We start from the raw sequence: 23630 nt of genomic DNA, 5'->3' as shown, positions 1-23630 counted from the left end.
AATAATATTGAGCACAACCCACCCCGCAAAGATAACACGTCATTCTTTTATAAACAGAGGCTTAGTATAGGATAAAAGAAACACATGGAGGTTTGTTTGAATGGAAGCGGAACACATCACAGGTCAGCGTATAGCTGAGCATTTAGGACACTTTATGCTAGACCTACTCTTACTATTGGGTATTGAGTTTGACAGACATAATATCTTTGCCGATATCATGTTACTGCTCACCACTTTGCTTTTTGCCCTATTATGCTATTTGCTAATACGCCATTTTGCTCGCGCCTTTATACGCAGTAGCAGCAAAAATTATCCAGAAAAAATACGCCTCGTAATTAAGCGTAAACACGCCGCAGAAAAAGTCGCTCTACTGATCCCCTACTACTTGTTCATGTCTTCTATTGAATTGATAGTACCAAAAGAAAGAGGACTCGGTCAGGTACTCAATGGACTACTAGAAATTGGCGCGGCTATCATTGTTCTAAGGGCCTTATTTAGTATTTTTGACCTAGTGCTGGTGGTATTGGCCAATAAGCACTTTGCCCACCGTTTGCCATTACACGGCATTATTCAGTTTCTCAAACTGTGCTTTGTGGCGTTAGCCTGCCTACTTACCATCTCACATATTCTTGACCGCACCCCTATATATCTCATCTCTGGAGTCAGTGTCATGGCGGGCATGATTGCGTTTGTCATGAAAGATACCATTCTTGGGTTTATTGCAGGCATTCAATTGGCTGCCAATAAAATGATTTCTACTGGAGAATGGATTCAGTTGGATAATCATAATGTTGACGGCACAGTACAAGAAGTGACACTCACCACGGTAAAAGTTAAAAACTGGGATAACACTATCGCGATGATCCCTTCACAAACCTTAGTAAGCGAACCCTTTATCAATTGGTATGGCATCGAAGAAACGGGGGCACGACGCATTAAGAGAGCCATTTTTATTGATACTGAAAGCATTACTTTCCTAGACGATGAATTACTAGCAAAAATGCAGCGCTTTCGATTACTAAAAAACTACATTTTGCGAAAGCAACGAGAAATACAAGAGTACAATCAAACCCTTTCGCAAGATGCCGACCCCGTTAACTTTAGACGACTGACTAATCTGGGGTGCTTTAGAGAATATATTGCAAGCTACCTTGCTACACATCCTGCGGTTATCCAAGAGTTAACCATTGTGGTAAGGCAATTAGAAAGCAACCATTTTGGCTTGCCTTTAGAGATCTACTGTTTTGTAAATAAAACCAGCATCAAAGATTACGAACGAGCACAAGCGGACTTATTTGATCACATTTATTCCATTTTGCGAGAGTTTAACTTAAAAACCGTTAAGCCCCTGCCCTCTTTCAACCAATAAAAAAACGGGTATCACCTAACTTAGGTGATACCCGTTTTTTTGTCCTTTAATAAGCTCAAATTATTGAACTTTACTCTCTATAAACTGAATAATTTCTTGAGCCAAACTATCATCAATTTTTTTCAAGTTCAGCGCCAGTGATTGGCCCTTACGAACGTAAGTCACTTTACCTTTGACCAACTCAACCGGTTTTTTGACATCGTTTACCACGGTTTGATTTAACTCAGCAATCCACCCTTCTAACAGTACTGTTACCTGCTTGGTGATCTTTGCCTCGCTCATGCCATCAAAACGTTGCCACACAAAAGTGCCCCCTTGCTGGCACTTATCCAAAATGTCTTGTTGTGCATCTTGTGCTAACTCGTTAAACAACTTATGCAGCTTAACAATGGTGGGACGACCAAGCTCTGTGACATTTGGATATGCTTGGAGCAATGGTAGAGGCAGAGAAGCGGCCTTCAGTGCGCCACTCACTAAGGCTTCGCTACATTGAAATAGCCCAGCAAGCCCTTTTTGGTCAGACACAGCACCACTGTCCAATTTGGCTTGCATCTCACGTCCTTTTTCGTAAAGGGACAGAGGTTTATGTGCATTAGCCACATCAGATAAAAACTTAGCATGCTCACCGGTAATGTCGTCCGCAACATAGATGAGAAAGTCTTTTTGCGCCAAAATACAAGACTTACGACGACGGCTACCATCAAGAACTTCAATCTTACCATCACTGTTTAGACGACCTACTGCTGGATACTGCTGCCCTCTTTCTTTAAGAGTCACCAAAATATCCGCTAAGGCATGTTCATTTAAAAATGACTGTTCTCGTGAGTTATCAGAGAAAACCACGGTTTTCTTTTCAATCTCTTGAGCGGCAATGCGTTCTAATTTAAACGAAACCATCTCTTGGCCAGCCACTGAAAGCTCAATAACTTGCGCATTTTCTTTCACCGCATGTTGCGCTTCTGCAGGCGTTGTCGCTCTGCGTTTGTTGGCTTTACCAAATAATTTGGCGTTCAAGTCGGATGTTTTTATCGCCATCTGTTAATCCTCCTGTTTTAATGACGCCCAATGACTGTGCAGTACACGTTCCAGTTCTAAGGCACTTTTTTGAACCGCATCTTGTGCAACTGATAATGTTTTTTTGCCCCCTTCAAAATCGCCAGGGGTTAAATCAAACACTGTACTATAGGTATCCGCACACGTTTCAAAAGCACGGCTTCGCGGTATGGTGGCCATCATCACTTGATCTTGTAATAAGTAATTCATCTCAGTTAACACCGACACTTGCTTCTTATTATCATCTTCAAACATTGTCGGTACCATGCGCACAAATTCTAAACCATGCCAGTCTTCAGGGAACATCTCATACACAGTGGGTAAATGTTGAAAAAAGTTAACTGTAGAGGCCCAATCTAATCGCTTAGCGGCACACGGAATAAGCAAAGCATTGGACGCATACATAGCATTCCAAACTAAAGGATCTACATGCGGTCCGGTATCAATCATGATGACATCAAAATCATCGGCAATTTTATCAATCAGCTTTTCTTTAAGCAGTTTAACAATATCTAAAGACTGATCTTGAGAAAGAGATTGCCATGCTTCAGCATTAAACATGGCATCTTCAGGGAATGCGGAGATGGTTTTTAAATTAGGATATTGCGTTGGTAACAGGACATTTTTGCGTAAGAAATCCAAATCAACATCGCTACCTTCAGGTATGTTATCCAACATAATATCTACTGCAGAGTAAATATTTTCATGTTCACTGATACTGATTTGCGGGTTAAGGAATAAACGTAATGACCCTTGAGGATCCAAATCAATCAAGCAAATGCGGTAACGTTTATCTAAGTTTAATGCTAAACATGCGGCTAAATGCACCGCTGTCATAGACTTGCCTGTACCGCCCTTCTGGTTCTGAACATTCACAACCCAAGGCTTATTATTTCTATTTCGTTTACGTTGATGAAATTTTTCAACACCAGCAGACTCCATCAATAGATGGGCCTCCTCTAAAGAAATAGAGTAGTGATTGGCGTTGTTCTTAGTAAACTGATGACCCTTTGCTTCTAATTTACTAATTGCATCATCGAGTTTGCGACGCGTTAAGCCTGAACGGGTTTCCATTAAGGCTTTCGACATAGGGGGGAAGTGCTGGTCATTTCGCTCTTCTAGTACAATTTCAATACGGTCAGCCTGAACTTGTTTTGTTTGTTCTGCTAACTGATAAAGATTATCGATCGTTGATTCTCTTTTCATCATTCTTCCCATAAATGTATGACTTACACAATTGTACAACTAATAGAGCAAAACACAACAAAGTGCTGAACAATTATTAATGCGTTGAATCACATAAATAGCCTGTCAAATAACCCTATTACCGTGCAAATTAACAGGGTGATAATGGCAATTTATACTACAGATTTTAAAAGTTACAGGTGTCACTTATTTACATTGTAAACAGTTGTTTGTGTGTGATGCAGTACTGCAGACCGTTAAAAAGTGACGAATAAACAAAAATATGCAAAACCGTCACCAGTCAATGCTACCAAGCTATGAGCTGATTAATGTTTAATCATTAACTGGCTATTATGTTATAAACTTAGCGGAACGATGAATACACTTGTACAATTTACGGCCATTTGCAATTTGAAATCAAAAAATATAAGAAAAGACTAGGGGAGTGGTTTATTGCTCATTCACTTTAGCTTACCGTTAAACTTTATCGCTCATTGTCATCAATTGATCGACAGTGGGAACGATGATCAAGATAACCCCTTGATCATCGTTCCTAGTAAAAAGATATTTCGCTGATGTAAACATGAAAAAATAGGAACGATGATCAAGGCCGACTCTAACCTGTATTAAGATGAATGAATCCCGTAGTGATATACAGTGTAAAAGGATCAATTACGGATCAATGATCAAGTGAATGAACATTGCGGAAGCATGTAAATCTTTGACTAACTTACGGTAAATCGTAGGCTGAATGGGCATTGAGCATAAAAGCCACTCAAAAGGGCATAAATCCATTTACCCACATGTACAAATACGCCATTAACCAATAGAACTTGATCATGCTTCCACAATAACTGCGCACTTTTATGCTTTGTCATTAATCCAACAGGAAAACCTTTAGCAGGCATCATCATTTTGTATCGGCACATAAGATCAATAAACAGGTGTGAAACTGCAACCAAATAGACTTTTTTAGCACTCTTGATCATCTTTCCGAAAAAATAGAGAAGCAAAAAACGACAGTAGGGGATAAAGAAGATAAGATAATGATCATCTACTCAGCGCTAAAATTCAAAAACCGTCACTATAAGAATTAAACTGACCTATTGCACTGTGGATAACCTGTTTATCCTCGTTGATCATACTTTCACTCTCATCTTGATCATTGGTCATAAATTTGATGATCATTGTTCCTGAGATCTCTGATCATGGTTACGTAGCAATGATGATCATGCTTACGTTACATCGTTGATCATCGTTCCGTATTACCATGAAAATTAACACTTACCTTTCAATCACTTACATGAAAAACACCAGCCGGATCATTAGATCACTATATCAATAAGATCAGTTTTAATCATAAAGATCAGTCTTAAAAGAAATTAATTTTTTTCTTTCTTTTTAAAAGATTTTTTCTTAAGCTATACGGAACAATGAGCAAGTTACGATAAAGTGTAGATGGATACTAAATGGCCAACGAAGATAAGATCTTAATCCAACCCCCACGAAGCCACAAAGATGGACATTTATTTGAAGTGAATAACGCAGCTATCGAATGGATAGAGCAATATCAACACTTCAAAGGGGTAACCAAAAGTATTGTTGAATTATTAAACCTTATCTCCTTACGAGGAATGAGTAGCAAAGATGGTTATGTATCTACCACTGAGTTAATTAATGCAACCGATGGCCAAATTACCCGAGCGGCAATACAGCAACGCCTTAGAGCGGCTGTAAACATTGGTTTATTTAGTCAAGCCGCAGTACGTTTTGAGACTGGCCTTGCTGGTAAAACAATGCTGCATCGCTTTGTTAATCCCTCTTTGCTCATCACGACTCTAGGATCGGGCAGTTTACAAACCGAAACCAGTAAAACAACGGCCAAAAGAAAAAAAACACAGGCATTGGCGCAAACCCGCGTAAATAAACAGCTATTAACCGAACATGGCTTAAATAATCCACCAGCCATGTTGGATGAAGCGGATCAGTTTGTTGTATCACCTACCAATTGGGCTGGGATTATAGATCAAGCATTAGCGCCACCAAGAACAAGAAAAAGTTACCAAAAATCAATGGTTTCTATTTCAGGCACCCGAGCAATAATTGAAACCCGATCGTCAAAACATATTATGACAGTGGACGATCTGATGACCTTGTTCGCGCTGTTTACTCTAACGGTTCAGTATCACGATCACCATCAAGACAATTATCATATCAATGCGCAAATAGCCCCTAATAAAACCCCATTGTACATTACCGATATCTTATCTTTGCGGGGCAAGAAGGACAGTGGGCCTGCTAGAGACTCCATTCGTGATAGCATTGATCGTATTGAATATACCGATTTTCAATTGCATGAACTTACCGGCCAATGGCTCAGTGAAAATATGCCTGAAGGCTTTAAAAGTGATCGTTTTCGCTTTTTAGCCAGAACGATCACAGCCTCTGAAGAAGCTCCTACAGAAAATGAAGCAGGTGAGATCAAGATCAAACCCAACTTATATATTTTAGTTTGGGAACCTTCGTTCTATGAAGAGTTGCTGACTCGGGATTATTTCTTCTTATTTCCACCGGAAATTCTTCGTCAGCACACATTAGTCTTTCAACTTTATTCCTACTTTCGTAGCCGTATGTCGCGCCGTAGCTCTGATTGCATGTTACTTAGTGAGCTCAATCAAAAGCTAGCGAGAAACATAGAATGGCGTCGATTCTCCATGGATTTATTGCGAGAGTTGAAAAAACTGTCCAATGGGAAAGGGGATGATGATTTGTTTGTGGTGAATTTATGGGGGTATCACCTGACATTATCGGCATTAGATATTAAAGGCAAAGTTAAAGACTATCAGGTGGATATTAAGTGTAATGCGGAAGAAGTTATTCGATACGCCCGCGCCCGAACTACCAATGCCGGTAAACGAAATATGGCTCCTACCTTACCCAATCCACTGCGTCACGAAATGGTGTCTAAACAAAAACTTGATGAGTTAGCGGGAATTATTGATGGGGAGTTTGAACCTATTCAGCGCAAAAAGTCTTCTCCGAGAGGCAATTTAGGCCGCCGAGTGAAATTGCGTAAGCATTTAGTTGAGATCAATGCAGAAGAGATCACCATAAGTTTAACTAAATACACCTCTCCAGAGGCCCTAGAACGCAGTATAACCGCATTATCGGCAATGACTGGGCATTCTCCTACTTCTATCCGTGAAGAGTGTCAGGAGCTTCTAGATAAGCTAGATTGGTTGAGAGTCGGGGATAAGGTGATGAGTTATGAAACATTGAGTCACACCATTGAGTTGTACAATCAAGATGGCGCAGGATCTCATTTGACGATCGAACGTTTGATCTTAGGTTTAGCGGTACGTCGTAAAGTGTGTCGTCAGATCTTTGAGAACCATTATGATGAAACAGTAATGCGAGCCCTCAGAGAGATAGCGTCGGGCTCTTGATCATGCTTTCGTAAAGATCACTTTATTACAACACTGGTGTCGTTACTTTGTTGAGGGTTTTAATACTGGGATTGGCGTCTCACTGAGTGGATAGCATATGCAAAATCTATTATGCCCATTGAGTTGTCTACGCAGTTCACATTGCCACGCTTCATCTTGCTGATTTTTGCAAAAATCCATAATCAGCAGAATGATGTGCTGCAGTTTTTCGCTGCAATATAAACGAATATTTTGATCCACTTCAGCACGGCTTATTAAGTGCTCTAATTTTGCTTGAGCTAAGCATAGATAGGCGTATGAGGCGTTGAATTGGGCAAGTTGTAGGTGATATTGATAAAGATGCACACACCCATCGAGCCAGTACTCAAGAGCCAAGGTTTGTTGCGATGATAACTCGGTCCCCCAAAGCTCTAATGGTGGGTCATTAATGAGCTTAGAGAGTACCTCTACTTGATCATGCTTCCGTTGTTTATACCAATTTGAGATTTGCTGTTGCCATTGATCTAGCGGATCCACCGAAATGCCTCCTTGCTTCAACCTAATTGCCTTAAGTGTAATTCATTAAACGTTGAAATGTGATCGGGTGTTCATGATGTTTATAAACCTTAAGCTAGGTTGATAGTTGCATCACATATTGTATGAAAAGGCCTTAACAAAAAAAGACTGAGTTGCTATCAATACGGGGTCGGAGAGGCTATTTTGAATCATAAAGAATGTTAGCTTCTCTGTATATCTGAGAAGGCGCTATGCCTTAATCTTTATTGTCATTCTAGGAGCAAAACGATGTCTATTAATTCTATCAGCCGCGAAGAGATGCAGAGTCTCACAGGTTTGTGGGATGAATTGAATGTCTCCCCCACAGTCAACTCAAGCAAACAGGTTAAATCTGCCGAAGCCCGACGTCGAATCGAACAAATGCGTGATATTAGGGAAAGCGGGTTTACATTGGAAGAGGCGAGAGAGTTAGGCTTACTGCATTAATTTCTCATATTGATAAAGAAGCTCGCTTAAATAGTGAGCTTTTTATGGCTTAATTGGCTCTTTTATTTACAGTGTAAATTTTCACATTTTTTCATCTCTATGATTTGTGCTATATTACGCATCACGAATTCGCAGTATAAAACCACACATGTCGATAAATCTTTCTAAACTTCCTGCTGAAGAGAAGTACCGTGTTGAGTTGGACAAGCAAGCATCTTATTTGGTGTGGAAGGTCAAAAACGGGCAAGGTACTGAACTAGAGATTTCAGAGCAACGCAGCAAGCTTAAAAGCGAACAACACGTGCTTTGGTTTGACGAGTCTGTTTCGAAGTATCGACAGATGATGAATTTAAGGTAGTTCTTTATCATCAACCTTAAGTTGGTGACTGTGACTTTTTCTTAGACATATAGAATTAGAGAGTAGATCCCGATGGGAAGAAGTTTTGAAGTGCGCAAGGCCTCAATGGCCAAAACCGCTGGCGCAAAAATTAAAGTTTATTCTAAATACGGTAAAGAAATTTACATGTGTGCGAAGAACGGTGGTTCAGACCCAGACATGAACTTGTCTCTAAAACACCTCATCGCAAAAGCGAAAAAAGACCAAGTTCCAGCGCACGTTATCGACAAAGCGATCGATAAAGCCAATGGTGGCGGTGGTGAAGATTACCAACCGGCTCGTTACGAAGGATTTGGCCCTGGTGGCACCAGTGTCATTGTTGATTGTTTAACAGATAACGGTAACCGTACTTTCCAAGATGTACGCCAATGTTTTGTAAAAACAGGGGCTAAAATTGGTGTAGAAGGCTCGGTATCTCACATGTTTGATCATCAAGCTGTATTCCAGTTTAAGGGTGACGACGACGAAGCAATTCTAGAAACGTTAATGATGGAAGATGTTGACGTAACGGATGTTGAGTTAGAAGACGGTGTGATCACTGTGTTTGCACCAAACACTGAGTTCTTCAAAACGAAGACTGCACTTAATGGTGCTTACCCAGACCTAACAATGGATGTGGAAGAGATTACTTTTGTTCCACAAATTCCAACTCCAGTGACTGGGGAAGATGCAGAGAAATTCCAAAAATTCCTCGATCTTCTGGATGACTGTGATGATGTTCAGCAGGTTTACCATAACGCTGAACTATAAAGTTAAGTGCCTATATTAGTACGCGACTAACTTTATACTCCAATGATGAGAGCAAGCCACAGGCTTGCTCTTTTTTCGTTGTGTTTTCATTTATTCGGGCTCTATTACTGCGGTCGATTTCAACAGTATCGGCATTATAAGGAAATAAAAATGCGAATTAGTTTTATTGGTTTAGGGGTTATGGGCTACCCAATGGCAGGCCACCTTGCAAAAGCCGGTTTTGACGTTCGAGTGTATAACCGAACCTTTAGTAAAGCACAGCAATGGACTCAAGAGTATCCAGGGCTCGCTTTTGATACCGTTGCGGAGTGTGTGCAACAAGCCGATATTGTGTTGGTGTGTGTAGGAAATGATGACGATGTACGTAGTGTTACTACTTCGCCAACGGGAGCCATTGCACACATGAAGCCACATGCGATATTGGTGGACCATACAACAACGTCGGCAAACCTTGCTCTGGAACTTATGCAAGTAGCAGAGCAAGCTAAAGTGCGCTTTATGGATGCGCCTGTATCTGGTGGGCAAGCAGGGGCGGAAAATGGCGTATTGACCGTTATGTGCGGCGGTGAAGCTGCGGATTTTGCTGAGATGCAGGCCCCATTTGATGCTTACGCTAAATCCTCGGTACTGATGGGGGAAGTGGGGCAAGGACAAAGAGCGAAGATGGTCAATCAAATCTGCATTGCAGGGGCGTTGACAGGCTTGTCTGAAGGGCTGTTATTGGCAGAAAAATCAGGCTTAGATATAGGCACTTTAGTTGATTGCCTTAAAAACGGTGCTGCTGGATCTTGGCAGATGGAAAACCGTGCGCAAACCATGGCTCAAGATCAATTTGATTTCGGTTTTGCTATTGATTGGATGATTAAAGACCTCGGTTTTTGTTTAGAAGAAGCCAAACAGCATGATTTAACCTTACCGTTAACCCAAACCTGCAGTGAAGCGTACCAAACCTTGTCTAAGGAAGGCTTAGGTCGAATGGATACCTCTGTGTTAATTAAAGCGATTCGTAAGCAAGCACAATCATAAGTTTTTGTTAATCAATGTGTCGTTTACTCGCTAAACACACTATATACTTCATATATCTCATTTAACGTGTCGTCTTTTATGACGGCACGTTTTTTTACTAGGAGCGGCAAATGTCTGCAAAACAAGAAATTCAGAACCTAAACAACCGTATTGATAAGTGTAAGCATAAGTTAGAAGCTGCCAGACTACGTAGTGATTCATCAATGATTAGACAGTTTGAGCAAGAGATCACTAAGCTACAAAAGCAAGTGGCTCAGCTTAAGCATAAAGAAAGTTATGATCTAAACAAAGAACGTAAAGAATTGTCAGATAAGCCATTTTCTCGTCCAATTACGAAAAAAGAGCAAGCCGATATGGGGCAACTAAAGCGCCGCGTAAAAGGCATTGTTGTGGTTCACCCATTAACTAAGTTGGGTAAAGCCTTGCGTATTGACGAAGTAACTGGTTTTGCCGATAAAGAGTTTTAACAGTCAATTTTGCCCTAAAATTGTTGTTATGCGTCATATTTAATATCCACACCTTGCTGATTAGTGTCGCTTTCAGTAAAATACTGCGCTCGGTCAAAAAGTAACCAATCGCAAGGTGTGAATGAAAGAGCATGTCATAGTCACAGTATCCACTGTTGATGGAACTCGTCATTTCCAGTTAGGAAAATTATACCAACATTGCCTTAAAGGCATGATCTATTTGACCTTCGCTGCCATTTTTACCGCGGGTGTAATGATTTATTACCTCAATAACGAAGTTGACTTCGCCCTATCTAAACAAACTGAACTACAAAATCGTTCGCTTAAATTGAGCGAAGAAGTGGAACAGTTACAACGATTAAAAGTAGAGCTTGAAGGGGACTTAGGTGCAGGTGAGGAACGCTTGCAACAGGTGTCGGATAGGTTAGCGGATCTTGAGGTGGTATTAGGTGTAGCCGAAAAAGATGGTGAACTGGAACACCGCCTTGATGCAGCCGCGGTAACCTCTTCAGTTCGCCTTTACATGCTCAATAATATTCCTAATGGCTCTCCGGTAGGTGATGTGCGTGTCTCTTCACATTATGGCTATCGAATTCACCCTAAAACAGGCAAAAAGACCCTGCATCGTGGTATCGATTACGCGGTCAATACAGGGGCACCAATTTACGCTACCGCAGATGGAGTGGTTGAGGTGGTAAGGCCAAGTAAAACGGGCTCTGGTAATTTTTTACGCTTGCAACATGCCTATGGTTTTTCTAGTTCTTATTCTCATCTGCAAAAATTTAAAGTGAAGTCGGGAGATTTTGTAGAAAAAGGTCAATTGATTGCCTATTCCGGTAATACCGGCTTTTCTACTGGTCCTCATCTTCATTATGAGATTCGTTTTGTAGGTAGAGCACTAGATCCATTGGCATTCCATGAATGGAGTGCCACTAATTTTGAAACATTATTTGAAAAAGAACGAGGTATTAGGTGGGATTCTTTAGTCAAAAGAATAGAAAATCGGGCAAGCAATCAGTTACAACTCTCATCGCAAAAGGGTGTCAGGTTGAAGGACAGTTCAAGTTAGAGAGTGATATGCATGTTGACGGTACGATTATTGGACAAGTTAGTGTTGAACAAGCGCTCATTGTCAGTCAATCTGGGCGCGTGGAAGGTGATATATTTGCCGGTAAGGTGATCGTTAACGGCGTTATTGAAGGCTCTTGTCACGCCACTTCTGTGGAGATCCTTGAGAGCGGTCAGATACAAGGTACGATTTATACGGACGATTTAAGTATAGAGCGCGGTGGGAAGTTTAATGGTGATACTCAGCCTGCACAAAAAGAGCAAGTGGTGGAGTTGACCGCTAAAGAGGCTCCTATGGACTCGTCACTAAAACAGAGAGTAAATAACTGATTTATGTTTAATGCTTTATACCAATCGTACTAAATAACTGGTCATTCTAGCTTGTTAAAATACTCGATAACTGCGTTAGAATTTTTGATTGTAGAATAACGACTTATCGAAAAATTCTGCCTTGTTTTCGAGCATTTTTCCTGCGCTATTTCTGATCACTTACTTAGTGTGATTGGTATTACATTTAATTTAATATGACAGCATAGAAAAAGCCACTTTACACTGTAAAGTGGCTTTTTTTAGGTATTTTGGTTTTACTTAAGTGTGACGATAGATCAGTTCAGTTTGGCTTTTAACTCATCCATTTGTCGACGTCTTTGCCAAAATGCTTCAGTCATTTGTTCCGCTTCAGTAAGGTTTGGACTAGCACCAATGTAGTCAACAGCCGTTAATTTAGCCGGTGTCGAGGTGGCCCTTTGCTGAGCAAGTTTATTGACAACAGAGTGCTCTGCTTGTGCAAGGGTAGCAATAGCCCCCGGCGTGAATACTTGGTCATTCCAGATTACGAGTTCATCAATAAGGGCAGCGTGTCCGGTATTATAACTTTGTGCATGGTCGTTATTGATTAAGAAGGGCAAACCTGTATGGATGGTTTCTTTTCGAGGTCCAGTAAGATCTACGCTACCCATATGTAGGACGTTAGTGGCATCATACACACCAAAGGTCATAACACCAAAACCTTCGCCACTGCTCCATGGCAAGGTTTTATCAACACTGACGACCAGTAGGTTCCATTCCTGAGTAGTACTTGATGCTGTAAATGGTAGTTCAATGAAGCAACAACTGCCTTCATTGTTTGCACCCACTTGCAGTTTTAACTGATTGTTGAGCTGAGCAAGTATTATGCCGTCAGCAGAAGATGACCAATGTTTATTGGTAATAATTGCAGGGTCATAGGATGTTCCATCACCGGCAAACCATAATGAGAAAGTGAATTTATCGGTATTAGTGAAGGTGTCTTCAAGTAGAAGATCATTGTTAAATTGTCTTATATGATATAAAGCGCGGTCATATTTACCCCATATTGAATAAGTTTGTGGTTCACCTGTTTTTTGTAGATCGTGTCCGCCGACTACGCTATTTTCTGTAAACTCACCATCAAAAGAGTACACGGCACTAATTGATTCAAAAGGAAGATCATCGTAGTCAACACTATCTAAAATGGTTACCGATGCGCTGACTGACTTAGGTATGTTGTTGTTAATTAATGTAAAGTTAACCTGGTGGCTTCCCTCTTCGAGTACATCTAGCTTAGGCTGAAATGTGTACACTTCTCCTGCAACGGCATTTTCTATGATCTGGATTTCTTCACCGTTTAATAATACTTGTACTGGCAATGAATTTGACGCTGTGAAGTGTATTTCGACGGCACCATTTTCCTGTGCGTTTTCAACAAATAGGCCTCGCACCCCAAGATCGCCAATAAAGGATGTCCCTTCTATTTCCCATTGAGGTTGTAGAGCAACGTCGTGCCATGTTAGCAGGGTAGGGGATACATCTGTTTGTGCGACATAACGGTATATGCCGTCTTTATCTCGGTTACCAATAGATTTTAGTGGTGTAGTAAACTGTTCGTTGAGTAACTCTTTTTTATTGGAGGCAATCCAAATTTTCTTAGCATCAATATCTTGAGAGCCGTGAGAGCAATCTACACTGTCGTCGTCATTTTGGCGATTGAAGCCGTGATCTGGAGCCACCAGCACTAACCATTCTTCATTGTGTTCCGCTTCTCTTTGTTCTACGGCATCAAGCATGTAGCCAAAGATCTCATCGGCTTCTTCAATGGTTTCTATATAGTCATGAGACCATGCGCCACCACTATTTCCGTAATAACAGTGACCAGAGTAATCCACCATATCTATAGTAGTGAAGAGTGAGTTGTAATCATCAGTTAAAATCTTTTCGGCAATTAACTTGCTGTTTACGTGCTCAGCCTCACGGTCTGTGCCTGAACGAAAAGCCTGTTTGTGCTCAATGTCTTTGAGATCAAAACTGAGGTAATCAAAGATAGGCCAGTTGGGGTATAAGCCAATTTTAAATTCAGGATCGTCGGCCTTTAAATGTTGCCAAACAGTTTTAAAACCATCGACACCTGATTTTTGCACGTTATGCCAACTTCCTGTCCAAAGTGTGGATTCACCTTCGACGGTACTGGTACCCGATTGAGACAAAGTACCAGAGATTCCTCCAGTATAGGCTTGTTGAAGAACGAGCTTATCTAGGTTAGGCGTTGACGCATTAAGTAACGCTTCGTAACGAGCGCCATCAATCATGACCATGAGTGATTTGCGAACTTTTGTTTCAGGTACGTCAGGTGTTTCAGGTAACTCAGGCTTTGCATCGCTATCATTAGCACTATTGCTTGAAGAGTCATTACATCCTGAGACCATAGCCAGCGCAGTTAGAAGAACAGCCCACTTACTTAACTTATCCATTGAGTTAATTCCATTATTATAAAGAGGCTATAGGGTAAGAATTAAGTATTTCAGGCTTGTTGCAATCTTAGTTAGTTTTTCTAAACAAGCTCGTTAGCAATGCTGAGTTGCAGGTTCGTAATATCATGATAAGTGAATGATTTTTCTGCTGTTCGTTCATTAACGTTTCATAAAACTCAGATATAACACGACTAGAGTTTCCAATCATTGACAATATAATGCCCCGAATTACTCAACGAATAACTGAGACACCCATAGTTAAGCAGCGCAGAATACCTCCATTTAGAGCGCTTCGAGCATTTGAATCTGCTGCGCGACATAACAGCATTTCTTTGGCCGCTGATGAGCTAATGGTCAGTCGCGCGGCAATCAGTCAACAAATTAAATTACTAGAAGAGTTTTTAGATTCAACTCTGTTTAATCGAGTGGGATCAAAGCTGTATCTAACGGAGTTTGCTCTTCATTATCAGCCTTTGTTAACGGAAACTTTGGATAACCTAGCGATGGGGACAGAGCACCTGTTTGGTAAGAAAAAAAGGCAATCTTTAACCATTAGGGTTGCGCAAAGCCTTTGTCATACTTGGTTGCTGCCTAGAATCGCTGATTTTAACCGTACTTATCCAGATATTTCGATTCAGTGTCATTCCACAACGAATGTTTACCCGAGCAATAGTAATAATGTTGATATTGAAATTGTGAATGGCCATGGCAACTGGAAAGGAGTTAAAGCATACCCTTTATCTCTCTGTGAGGAGTGGTGTGTTGTAGCAAGTCCTTCGTTTATTAAAGGGCATAACTTTATGAGTTCAATAGCAAATATTGCCAATTTCCCTAAAATTGCCACACTTGGTTACAATGAAGGATGGAGAGAATGGTTTGATTTAACCGATATAGGATTGCCTTTTAGCGAGCCTATAATGCAATTTGATAGCACCCAACTCTCAGTAGAAGCTGCCATACAAGGGTTAGGTATGTTGTTAGCAAAATCAGTACTCATAGAAGACTCAATAAAGCAGGGCACACTAGTAAAAGCTCATCCATTAAACATGCCGAGCAGCAGTAAGCACTACTTAATTACAAACCCCACTGCAACCAATCAAGCCCCCATCCACCTATTCTGCGAATGGCTAAAACACAGCGAAACCCCATAACCCCATAATCAGGCCACCCATTTAAACTTAGCGACCCATGCTATTTTTAACCTAGCCATCCATGCTAAATCCCCATTTAAACTTAGCCACCCATGCTATTTTTAACCTAGCCATCCATGCTAAATCGCATGTTCTGTGCAATTGACTAAACTAAATGGAGTATTTGAATGAAGGAGCAACTCAATGCCTCGCCCTCGAAGAACTCAAATTAGTCTTGAAGATACGCCTTATTATCACTGCTGCAGTCGCGTTGTCAGGCGCGCGTACCTTTGTGGCGACGATGCTTACTCTGGGAAAAATTACGACCATAGGCGCGGCTGGGTTGAATCATTATTACTAAAACTCACATCAGTATTTGCCATCGATGTTGCCGCTTTTGCTATTATGTCCAATCACTTACATGTGGTGTTACATGTTGATATTGAGGCCGCCAACGGCTGGAGTGACAGAGAAGTACTTGAGCAATGGCATCAAATATTTAAAGGCGATGAACTCACTCATCGCTTTGTTAAAGGGCATTTACTGCCCCCTGCAGATACCGCAATATTGCAGCATAGGATTGCTACTTATCGAAGTCGTCTTTGTGATATCAGTTGGTTTATGCGTTGTCTCAATGAGCCCATCGCACGCCGGGCCAATCAAGAGGACAACTGCTCTGGCCGATTTTGGGAAGGACGATTTAAATCTCAAGCCTTGCTCGACGAGGCTGCGCTAATTACCTGCATGGCTTACGTAGATTTAAATCCAATTAGAGCCAAAATGGGCAAAACACTTGAGCAGTCAGAGCATACCAGCATTCAACTTCGTATTCAGGGTGCTTTAAGGGGAGAGCAACCTAAACGCTTGCTGCCTTTTAGAGCCGATGAACAGCACAATCAACCTAAGGGCGTGGCTTTTTCGCTAAGTGACTACTTACAACTCATGGATGAAACAGGGCGATTAATTCGGGATGATAAGCGTGGCGCTATCAGTAGTGGTAGTCAGGATTTGTTGATAAAGATGAATATTGCCCCCGATAACTGGATGACACTTATCACTCAATTTGGCCACTTGTTCCATGGCCCTGTTGGGACACTTGAAGAACTGACATCTTACTGTGAGCATTTAGAAAAACGGCGACGGCATTTTGCACATTGTTGCCGATACTTGAAAGCGAATTAGTTGAGGAGTTAATTAACTTAAGAGTCCAAAAAATCCCCAAGCTTGGCTTTGGGTAAGCAATTTTATGCGAAAATCGCTGGTTTTTGTGTAATAGACGATATTTATAAGCCTACCACTCTGTAGTGTCCCCCTTTCTTCTGTTGAACCGAGAACTGCAAGCGGTTGATGTACATCGATCAAAAAAACAAAGCTATATTGCTGATTTAAAATGGGTGGCTAGTTAAAAATAGATCACGTATAGAGGCCTAGGGTTATCGGTTTTCGTATCGGTTGTAGTCTAATAGGCCGTATTCTATGGGTTGATCTTTTTCGTACCATGCGTGGATTTTGTCGCTGAATGGCCAGAAGTTGGGGTCGGTGCGTCTAATGGCAAATTTATCTAGCAGTGCTTCATAGTCGTCGTTATCTTCTACTTGGCGAATGGTTTTGACCAGTTCGGGTATTTGGTGCTCTTTTAGGGAGAGGAATACGCTAGGGTAACTGCCTAAAATCCCGTTGACTAAGGTGAAGTCATCTAATTCTGGCTCTCTATTATTATCCTCATTAAATAGGCTAGAAATATTGGTGTGCGCGTTGTTGTGAATCAGAGTGAATACATGCTGTTGGCCATTTTCCGCTTCTATGTTGATTATGGATATTTGCGGAAAATATTTAATCCCTCCACCAACTAAGGTGTGAAGTTCTTGCAGTTGTAGTTCGCTATCACGTTTTAATGGGGTGTGGCTAATTGCGTAGCGATGATCTAATGCTGGCATAACATGCTCTGTGAGTAAGGTGAGTAACTCCTGTTTTGGTTTATTGGTTCGGTATTCAATGCCTGATTCTTGATTAAATGGCTTAGCATTACTTATTAGGTAATCAGAAAACTCGACGGATTGCCCTTGATACCAACTGGATAATATTTGATGACGTGACTCTTTAGGCAGCATAGCAATAAAGTTACTTTCACCTTCAATACGCAGTAAATCCATATACATACGGGTGATTAACTGGTGACCAAAATTACCATAGATATCAAAACCAGCCACTAGCAAATAATGAATGCGCTCTAGAAGTGCATAGTCAATTACCCATGCGGTTTTAGGCTGATTACCCACCAAGCCTTTGGCTACACTGGCGCTATCGAAATGTCGGAAAATGGTGAGGGCAGCGTTAGGGTTTTTGCCATCTCCATCCCAAATCATACGCAGATCTAAGTGTTCCGAATCTGAGAATCGGTCGTTCATAAATTTCATTTTCTCAGTAAGATAAATGGACTGGCTCTTGGAGAATTTAAGCCAGTTAAAAAGGGGCGTGGTATTACTATCAAGTTGACTAGGTAACTGCATATTGGCTACCTGCGATTTATAGAACTCAGTGGCTCCATACTTTTCTGCTTTATTGGGATCGGTAAAAAACACCCAAAAATGGTCATTGATAACATTTAGCGCTAGTTGCCCGCGACATACAGGCCCCTTTATATAAGCCATGATGGTATTTTGTGCCTCTTCAAGCATGAAACGGTAGCGGCTTTCTACTGGAATGTCAGAGAAGGCAAGAATAGGGTTCGAAGCTACTTTAATATCGTAACTTGGTAATGTATTAACTTGATAGTCAGGGCGATCAAACCATTTTATGTAGTTATCCATTCTTTGTTGGTTTAAGGCATAGGGCATATGCGTTTTATCGACAATGGTTTCTCTTTCTTGAACTAAACGGTAATAGACGCGCTGAACACCCGGATCGGAATAAGGCCGGCGAGTCGCAATACGTTTAATAGGCTCTCCTGGGGGAGTGGATGAGCGCACTAAACTAAAAAATATTCGTTCGTTGAACTCTGAAAAATAAAGATGAGACAGGAACAGGTGTTCATAGATATAGCGACTGGTGATCTGGCGTTTTAAATCATCCTGATTAAAATAAGCCTCCCACTTATTTCGTGCATTAGTTTGTGCCTCAGAAAGGGGAGGAAGCTCAGACATGGTCGCTCCTTGGCGTAACCAAGCCAGTAACGTTTGTTGTTCATCGTTGGCTAATGCGGGCAGACCATAAGGCATACCCCATAAAGGGTATTGCTCCTTGTAGGCTTGGATGGAATCTGAAGTAGGGCAAATATTGGATCTGTTGAGACTGAAATCAAAATCATCATCGTCAAGAATAAGGTCGTCAGGTAGCGGGTGTTGTTGTTTTTGAATGAGAAGTTGCGCCATTACCCCAGCATCAATATTCACGTCTCTACGTTGCAAACGCTCATTTAAGACCGGGTAAAAACCATGTTCACGCCAAGCTTGAGTTGAGTGGGCATCTTCATATAAACGAGTGGGGGCGGTGGCTGTGAGTCGTTCACCTTGATACACAACCGCGGTTGTGGCTCCTCGGTCGATCCCTTCTGCGGATGTCATTTTTAATTGGCAAGGCGCGTCATAACAGGCATGACAGACTACGCAGCGTTTATCTATTATCGGTTTTACTTCGTCTAAGAAATAGTGCGCTTGAGATGTATGACTGGCAACCGTTCGTTTGTGTACTTTCTCTGGGCCAAAGAGCTCATTAAAATTTAATCCCACATAGGAGGCACAGCCTGAAAAAATAACGATAAAGGCGATGAGGGTAAATTTTTTCATTAACATCCATATCCTCTAGTTAGCAAGACTCTTTAATCATGGTTGCCATTGGCGTATGAGTCAAAATCGAATCTAAGCGGGTAATAAAAAATGTGCGCTTATCCGTTAGGGCGTCTCTTTAAACACACAAACACAGTGTTAAGATTGATAATAGATCACCTCTCCTTGTGCCCCTTTCTTAGACAGATACATCGCTTTATCCGCGTAATCTACCAATTGTGAAGGTTGGGTTGAGTCTTGTGGGGAGACAGAAATACCGATGCTACAGCACACGTCTATAACCTTATCTTTATACATTAGGGGCTGTCGGACCTTATCGATCAGACTATTGATGATATGTGGCAAATCATCGGGGGAGCGTATATTGGATAGCAACACGATAAACTCATCCCCGCCATAGCGATAAACTCGATCTGAGCTACGTATTGTGCTCTGAATTCTCTGCGCGACGGCTTGCAATAATATGTCGCCGTATTCATGACCTAGGTTGTCGTTGAGTGATTTAAATCCATCCATGTCGATAAAACAAACAGCAACAATGCGGTTATTTAACTGGCTGTAAGTGATCGCTTCAGCGATATCTGATTGTAAAGTGATGCGATTTTTAACCCCGGTAAGCTCGTCAGTATGAGCCTTTGTATGCAGATCAGAGTGACGCTGGTGGATGTTCTCACTCATTTTATAGAACCGACCCATCAGACAACCAATTTCATCTTTAGGTAGATAATCCACAACATCTTGCTTTTGACCTTGCTCTATTTTTTGAGTGGCATTGAGCAATTTAGTTAAAGGGGTGAATAATGTTCGATTGACTGTTAGCACGGTGAAAAGCGCCAAAAACAACATAACAATGGCCTCAATAATGATCAGCATCGTAATGTAGGCGCGTACTTCTCGGTAATCACCGTTGTGTTTTTCCAGTAACCGTTGTTCTTCGTTACTAAAGGCTGAAAGATGAACGCGAATGTTGTCCATGTGTATCTTGCCAACGTTAGAACGAACCATAGCAATGGCTTTTTCTGGGTGTTCGTTGTAAAGATCGATAGTTAATGCCAACTCTTCCAATTTACTGTCAATATCTGTTATCAGTTCATCAAGCAACTGTTGTTGTTGCGGGTTTTCCAAGGTCAATTCTTTTAAAGTGCCCCATATCACTTTAACCTCATCGCGAGAGTGAAAGTATGGCTCTAAATAATGGCTTTGTCCGGTAAGCAAATAGCCGCGTTGCCCCGTTTCTGTATCTGAAATAGCGCTAAGTAATTGAGTAGATGCCTGCAACACTTGATTAGTGTGTACCACCCATTGCAGTTTGTTTTCACTACGCGACTCAAGGAAATAGACAAAGACGATATTGGTCATCGAAAAGAAAAATAACCCCCCTAGCAGCAATTTTAATTTCGCTTTAATCGTCATCAATAGACTCCTTTCTATTTAACGGCTTATTTGCGTTTTGTTAGTTCGTACAGTCCAATAGTTTGATTGAGAAAATGTATTTAGGCATAACATAAAGCCATTCACGGTAACATTATGTTAACAGAGGGCGGGCGGAATTATTGTTTTTTTTTGCAATAAAAACCGAGATGCAATGAGTTGATTATGTTTTTAATTACATGAATTGTATGATTTTTTGTTTTTACTCCCTAATAAATGGGCAATAGCGCACTACACTTAACAGATATCTATAATTATGATTGTTATCATAAACAGAGTTAATTAGAGTATATATTCTAATATGTGTCGTATCGGTCACTCAGGAAAGAATGTGAAGTTAAAATTTAAACCCATTGTTATTGCGCTTGTATGTGGACTTAGCCTGCCGGTTGCAGCCCAAGAGGTGACTTTTAATCAAGCGTGGCATTTGCTAATGCAGCAAAATAACTCATTAGCTGCGGGTCAAGCTAATGTAGATCGTTATAAAAACCTTCAAGTAGCAAAACAAAGTCTCAATTTGCCATCGGTGACTTTGTCAGCCAATTACACTCGGCTTGATGATGATGTGACTTTAAGTGGCAAACAAATTAAAGACAGTATTACCACGCCTATCACTTTGCCCCCCATTTCTATTCCAGCATTAGCTAACTCCTATGCGACACTGGAAGAGAAAGACGTGTTTACCTCTTCAATCCGTGCTGTTTGGCCGATATTTACTGGCGGAAAAATTATTTCTGCACAATCTATTGCCGCAGCACAAACTGATGAGGCTCGAGCTCAACTGGAAATGGAACGCCAAGCTCGCTTTGAAGACTTAGCCAAATACTACTTTGGTGTTGTCTTATCTAAGCAGGTGGTTCAAACCTATCAATCTGTGGAGCAAGGATTAGAACAACATGCTCTTTTTGCAGCTAAGTTAGAACAGCAAGGACAAATTGCCCATGTTGAAAAACTGCAGGCGGACGCCTCATTAGCTAAAGCCAAAGTTGATAGGAAAAAAGCGCAAAGAGATCTACAAATAGCCAGCAGTGCTTTAACGCAAATTCTTAATCAATCACAAACCGTCACCCCTACAAGTAAACTGTTTATTAATAGTAACTTGCCACCGTTAAGTGCGTTTACTAACGAAACCTTAGCCAGTTACCCTGGTCTTTCAATTCTTGATGCGAAAGAAAAGCAAGCGAAAGGACTGACTGATGTAGAAAAGAGTAAATACTACCCAGATGTCTACTTATACGGAAATTACAATCTGTATGAAGGGGACTCTATCACCGCACAACTCACACCAGATTGGTTTGTGGGGGTAGGCGTTAGCGTACCACTATTAGAAACGAGCGGTCGCTCAGGGCAACTTGAAGCGGCGCACAGTGCTGTGTTGCAAATTACGCACTTACGCGCTCAAGCCAAACAAGACTTATCCGTACTGGTACAAAAAACTTATCTTGAAGCGGAGCAATCCATGGAAGAGGTGAAAGGATTAAATGCCAGCATTGAGCTTGCTCAAGAGAATCTACGCTTACGTCGCAAAATGTTTAGTCAGGGTTTATCTAACTCTTTGGATGTAGTCGATGCAGAGCTTTATCTTGCAAGCATTCAAACTCAACAACATGTTGCACGTTTTAACTATTTAATATCTTTAAATAAATTACTCGCCCTAAGTGGAAAAATGAACACCTTTAGCCAATATGAAAATCGCCCTAATAAAACCGTTAATACAGCGCGTTTATCTACGCACGAACTAACTACTACGCACGAACTAACTAAGCAAGGCTCAACCAAGCAAGGAGAAACCCATGTCCACTAAAACCCCTATTGCTGTTGCTGTGTTAGCTTTAGTTGCCCTGGTCGGCTATGGCTTTTATCAAGCTTACCAGCCACAACCGATTCGTATTCAAGGTCAAATGACCGCTCAGCAATACAGCATTTCTTCTAAGGTGGCAGGGCGCATTGATACGATCAATGTAAAAAAAGGCGATAAGATACATAAAGGCGAGCAAATTTTTACGATTTATAGCCCAGAAATTGATGCTAAATTAGAACAAGCTCGCGCAGGACAAGAAGCCGCTGGAGCGATGGCTGAGCAAGCGGAAAACGGTGCACGCACGCAGCAAATTTCAGCCGCTCACGACCAATGGCGTAAAGCGAAAGCTGCGTCGTCGCTTATGGAGAAGACCTACCGCCGAGTGAATCATCTTTATAAAGATGGTGTGGTAGCAGAGCAAAAACGCGATGAGGCCTACACCCAATGGCAAGCCGCAAAATATACCGAAAATGCAGCGTATCAGATGTATTTATTGGCCAAGGAAGGGGCTCGCTCAGAAACGAAAAAAGCCGCTAGTGAAAAAGTGCGTATGGCAGCAGGCGCCGTTGCTGAAGTAGAAGCCTATGCCGCAGATACGCAAATTGAGAGTAGGTTTGATGGTGAAGTGTCACAAGTGCTTTTGCATAGCGGTGAGCTAGCACCACAAGGTTTTCCGGTTGTAACCGTTATTGATACGCTTGATTCATGGGCGGTATTTAATGTGCGTGAAGATCTGCTTAAGCATTTTGCTAAAGACAGTGAAATTAGCGCCTTTGTACCCGCTTTAGATGATGAGGTTCGTTTCCGCATTACTCATGTTGCTGTAATGGGTGATTTTGCTACATGGCGGGCAACAGACAGCACTCAAGGTTTTGATTTGCGCACTTTTGAGGTGGAAGCTCGCCCCCTTGATCATCAAGGAGAGTTTCGCATTGGCATGAGTGTGGTATTAACGCTTGATGAGCAAGAGTAAATA

19 protein-coding genes are annotated in these 23630 nt (G+C 41.4%); 13 read left to right on the top strand and 6 right to left on the bottom strand.

From position 1 onward, the window contains the following. Positions 1-100 precede the first annotated feature (100 nt). Positions 101-1369 (top strand): mechanosensitive ion channel family protein, encoded by a 1269-nt coding sequence (locus tag OCU56_RS16460; protein WP_261875022.1) that lies wholly within the window; start codon positions 101-103, stop codon positions 1367-1369. Positions 1370-1429: 60 nt separating this feature from the next. On the opposite strand, the gene OCU56_RS16455 is transcribed toward OCU56_RS16460, so the two are convergent. Further along, entirely contained in the window at positions 1430-2404 is a 975-nt protein-coding gene (locus OCU56_RS16455; RefSeq protein WP_261875021.1) for a ParB/RepB/Spo0J family partition protein, read from the bottom strand. A gap of 3 nt (positions 2405-2407) precedes the next feature. Next, positions 2408-3628, bottom strand: coding sequence for a ParA family protein (locus tag OCU56_RS16450; protein ID WP_261875592.1), 1221 nt, complete (start codon positions 3626-3628; stop codon positions 2408-2410). Positions 3629-5076: 1448 nt separating this feature from the next. Here OCU56_RS16450 and OCU56_RS16445 point away from each other — a divergent pair. Continuing rightward, the gene (locus OCU56_RS16445) at positions 5077-7053 is read left to right on the top strand and encodes a replication initiator protein RctB domain-containing protein (RefSeq protein WP_261875020.1); all 1977 of its coding nucleotides are present in this window, start codon (positions 5077-5079) and stop codon (positions 7051-7053) included. Positions 7054-7095: 42 nt separating this feature from the next. On the opposite strand, the gene OCU56_RS16440 is transcribed toward OCU56_RS16445, so the two are convergent. Continuing rightward, complete coding sequence (locus tag OCU56_RS16440) at positions 7096-7569, bottom strand: hypothetical protein (RefSeq protein WP_261875019.1); 474 nt, start codon at positions 7567-7569, stop codon at positions 7096-7098. 267 nt (positions 7570-7836) lie between these two features. Between OCU56_RS16440 and OCU56_RS16435 the strand changes: the two genes are divergently transcribed. The 7 genes from OCU56_RS16435 to OCU56_RS16405 all read left to right on the top strand — a co-directional run bounded on the left by OCU56_RS16435 (position 7837) and on the right by OCU56_RS16405 (position 12072). Then, a complete protein-coding gene (locus OCU56_RS16435; RefSeq protein WP_261875018.1) occupies positions 7837-8034 on the top strand; it encodes a hypothetical protein in 198 nt (65 codons plus the stop codon). A 148-nt stretch (positions 8035-8182) separates the two neighbouring features. Next, entirely contained in the window at positions 8183-8392 is a 210-nt protein-coding gene (locus OCU56_RS16430) for a DUF3283 family protein (protein WP_261875017.1), read from the top strand. A gap of 72 nt (positions 8393-8464) precedes the next feature. Further along, a complete protein-coding gene (locus OCU56_RS16425; RefSeq protein ID WP_261875016.1) occupies positions 8465-9181 on the top strand; it encodes a YebC/PmpR family DNA-binding transcriptional regulator in 717 nt (238 codons plus the stop codon). A gap of 150 nt (positions 9182-9331) precedes the next feature. Next, positions 9332-10207, top strand: coding sequence for an NAD(P)-dependent oxidoreductase (locus tag OCU56_RS16420; protein ID WP_261875015.1), 876 nt, complete (start codon positions 9332-9334; stop codon positions 10205-10207). 110 nt (positions 10208-10317) lie between these two features. Further along, positions 10318-10674: a YibL family ribosome-associated protein gene (locus tag OCU56_RS16415; protein ID WP_261875014.1), complete on the top strand. Its 357-nt coding sequence runs from the start codon at positions 10318-10320 to the stop codon at positions 10672-10674. A 121-nt stretch (positions 10675-10795) separates the two neighbouring features. Beyond that, the gene (locus OCU56_RS16410) at positions 10796-11743 is read left to right on the top strand and encodes a M23 family metallopeptidase (protein WP_261875013.1); all 948 of its coding nucleotides are present in this window, start codon (positions 10796-10798) and stop codon (positions 11741-11743) included. 8 nt (positions 11744-11751) lie between these two features. Beyond that, positions 11752-12072 carry a bactofilin family protein gene (locus OCU56_RS16405; RefSeq protein WP_261875012.1) on the top strand — a complete coding sequence of 107 codons (321 nt, stop codon included), beginning with the start codon at positions 11752-11754 and terminating at the stop codon, positions 12070-12072. Positions 12073-12347: 275 nt separating this feature from the next. Here the strand turns inward: OCU56_RS16405 and OCU56_RS16400 are convergent, their stop codons facing one another. Beyond that, positions 12348-14507 (bottom strand): hypothetical protein, encoded by a 2160-nt coding sequence (locus tag OCU56_RS16400; protein WP_261875011.1) that lies wholly within the window; start codon positions 14505-14507, stop codon positions 12348-12350. Positions 14508-14725: 218 nt separating this feature from the next. Between OCU56_RS16400 and OCU56_RS16395 the strand changes: the two genes are divergently transcribed. After that, a complete protein-coding gene (locus OCU56_RS16395; RefSeq protein WP_261875010.1) occupies positions 14726-15658 on the top strand; it encodes a LysR substrate-binding domain-containing protein in 933 nt (310 codons plus the stop codon). A gap of 183 nt (positions 15659-15841) precedes the next feature. Further along, a complete protein-coding gene (locus OCU56_RS16390) occupies positions 15842-16819 on the top strand; it encodes a transposase (RefSeq protein ID WP_261875009.1) in 978 nt (325 codons plus the stop codon). Between the two features lie 251 nt (positions 16820-17070). Here the strand turns inward: OCU56_RS16390 and OCU56_RS16385 are convergent, their stop codons facing one another. Beyond that, positions 17071-19428 carry a fatty acid cis/trans isomerase gene (locus tag OCU56_RS16385; RefSeq protein WP_261875008.1) on the bottom strand — a complete coding sequence of 786 codons (2358 nt, stop codon included), beginning with the start codon at positions 19426-19428 and terminating at the stop codon, positions 17071-17073. Between the two features lie 132 nt (positions 19429-19560). After that, the gene (locus OCU56_RS16380) at positions 19561-20835 is read right to left on the bottom strand and encodes a diguanylate cyclase domain-containing protein (RefSeq protein ID WP_261875007.1); all 1275 of its coding nucleotides are present in this window, start codon (positions 20833-20835) and stop codon (positions 19561-19563) included. Positions 20836-21154: 319 nt separating this feature from the next. Here OCU56_RS16380 and OCU56_RS16375 point away from each other — a divergent pair, with 319 nt between their 5' ends. Beyond that, the gene (locus OCU56_RS16375) at positions 21155-22657 is read left to right on the top strand and encodes a TolC family protein (protein ID WP_390904871.1); all 1503 of its coding nucleotides are present in this window, start codon (positions 21155-21157) and stop codon (positions 22655-22657) included. Beyond that, on the top strand, positions 22647-23627 hold the full coding sequence (locus OCU56_RS16370) for an HlyD family secretion protein (protein WP_261875005.1): 981 nt from the start codon (positions 22647-22649) through the stop codon (positions 23625-23627). Before OCU56_RS16375 ends, OCU56_RS16370 begins: the two co-directional genes overlap by 11 nt. The last annotated feature ends 3 nt before the right edge of the window (positions 23628-23630 follow it).

Source organism: Vibrio rarus (assembly GCF_024347075.1).
GTDB lineage: Bacteria > Pseudomonadota > Gammaproteobacteria > Enterobacterales > Vibrionaceae > Vibrio > Vibrio rarus.
The sequence above is the reverse complement of the archived record's forward strand: the minus strand, read 5'-3'. Positions and strand labels throughout refer to the sequence as shown.

What these genes read in the sequence shown, in the direction of transcription:
- OCU56_RS16460 (WP_261875022.1), top strand. Translation starts at nt 101, where the DNA reads ATGGAAGCGGAACACATCACAGGTCAGCGTATAGCTGAGCATTTAGGA.
- OCU56_RS16455 (WP_261875021.1), bottom strand. Translation starts at nt 2,404, where the DNA reads ATGGCGATAAAAACATCCGACTTGAACGCCAAATTATTTGGTAAAGCC.
- OCU56_RS16450 (WP_261875592.1), bottom strand. Translation starts at nt 3,628, where the DNA reads ATGAAAAGAGAATCAACGATCGATAATCTTTATCAGTTAGCAGAACAA.
- OCU56_RS16445 (WP_261875020.1), top strand. Translation starts at nt 5,077, where the DNA reads ATGGCCAACGAAGATAAGATCTTAATCCAACCCCCACGAAGCCACAAA.
- OCU56_RS16435 (WP_261875018.1), top strand. Translation starts at nt 7,837, where the DNA reads ATGTCTATTAATTCTATCAGCCGCGAAGAGATGCAGAGTCTCACAGGT.
- OCU56_RS16430 (WP_261875017.1), top strand. Translation starts at nt 8,183, where the DNA reads ATGTCGATAAATCTTTCTAAACTTCCTGCTGAAGAGAAGTACCGTGTT.
- OCU56_RS16425 (WP_261875016.1), top strand. Translation starts at nt 8,465, where the DNA reads ATGGGAAGAAGTTTTGAAGTGCGCAAGGCCTCAATGGCCAAAACCGCT.
- OCU56_RS16420 (WP_261875015.1), top strand. Translation starts at nt 9,332, where the DNA reads ATGCGAATTAGTTTTATTGGTTTAGGGGTTATGGGCTACCCAATGGCA.
- OCU56_RS16415 (WP_261875014.1), top strand. Translation starts at nt 10,318, where the DNA reads ATGTCTGCAAAACAAGAAATTCAGAACCTAAACAACCGTATTGATAAG.
- OCU56_RS16410 (WP_261875013.1), top strand. Translation starts at nt 10,796, where the DNA reads ATGAAAGAGCATGTCATAGTCACAGTATCCACTGTTGATGGAACTCGT.
- OCU56_RS16405 (WP_261875012.1), top strand. Translation starts at nt 11,752, where the DNA reads ATGCATGTTGACGGTACGATTATTGGACAAGTTAGTGTTGAACAAGCG.
- OCU56_RS16400 (WP_261875011.1), bottom strand. Translation starts at nt 14,507, where the DNA reads ATGGATAAGTTAAGTAAGTGGGCTGTTCTTCTAACTGCGCTGGCTATG.
- OCU56_RS16395 (WP_261875010.1), top strand. Translation starts at nt 14,726, where the DNA reads ATGCCCCGAATTACTCAACGAATAACTGAGACACCCATAGTTAAGCAG.
- OCU56_RS16390 (WP_261875009.1), top strand. Translation starts at nt 15,842, where the DNA reads ATGCCTCGCCCTCGAAGAACTCAAATTAGTCTTGAAGATACGCCTTAT.
- OCU56_RS16385 (WP_261875008.1), bottom strand. Translation starts at nt 19,428, where the DNA reads ATGTTAATGAAAAAATTTACCCTCATCGCCTTTATCGTTATTTTTTCA.
- OCU56_RS16380 (WP_261875007.1), bottom strand. Translation starts at nt 20,835, where the DNA reads ATGACGATTAAAGCGAAATTAAAATTGCTGCTAGGGGGGTTATTTTTC.
- OCU56_RS16375 (WP_390904871.1), top strand. Translation starts at nt 21,155, where the DNA reads ATGTGTCGTATCGGTCACTCAGGAAAGAATGTGAAGTTAAAATTTAAA.
- OCU56_RS16370 (WP_261875005.1), top strand. Translation starts at nt 22,647, where the DNA reads ATGTCCACTAAAACCCCTATTGCTGTTGCTGTGTTAGCTTTAGTTGCC.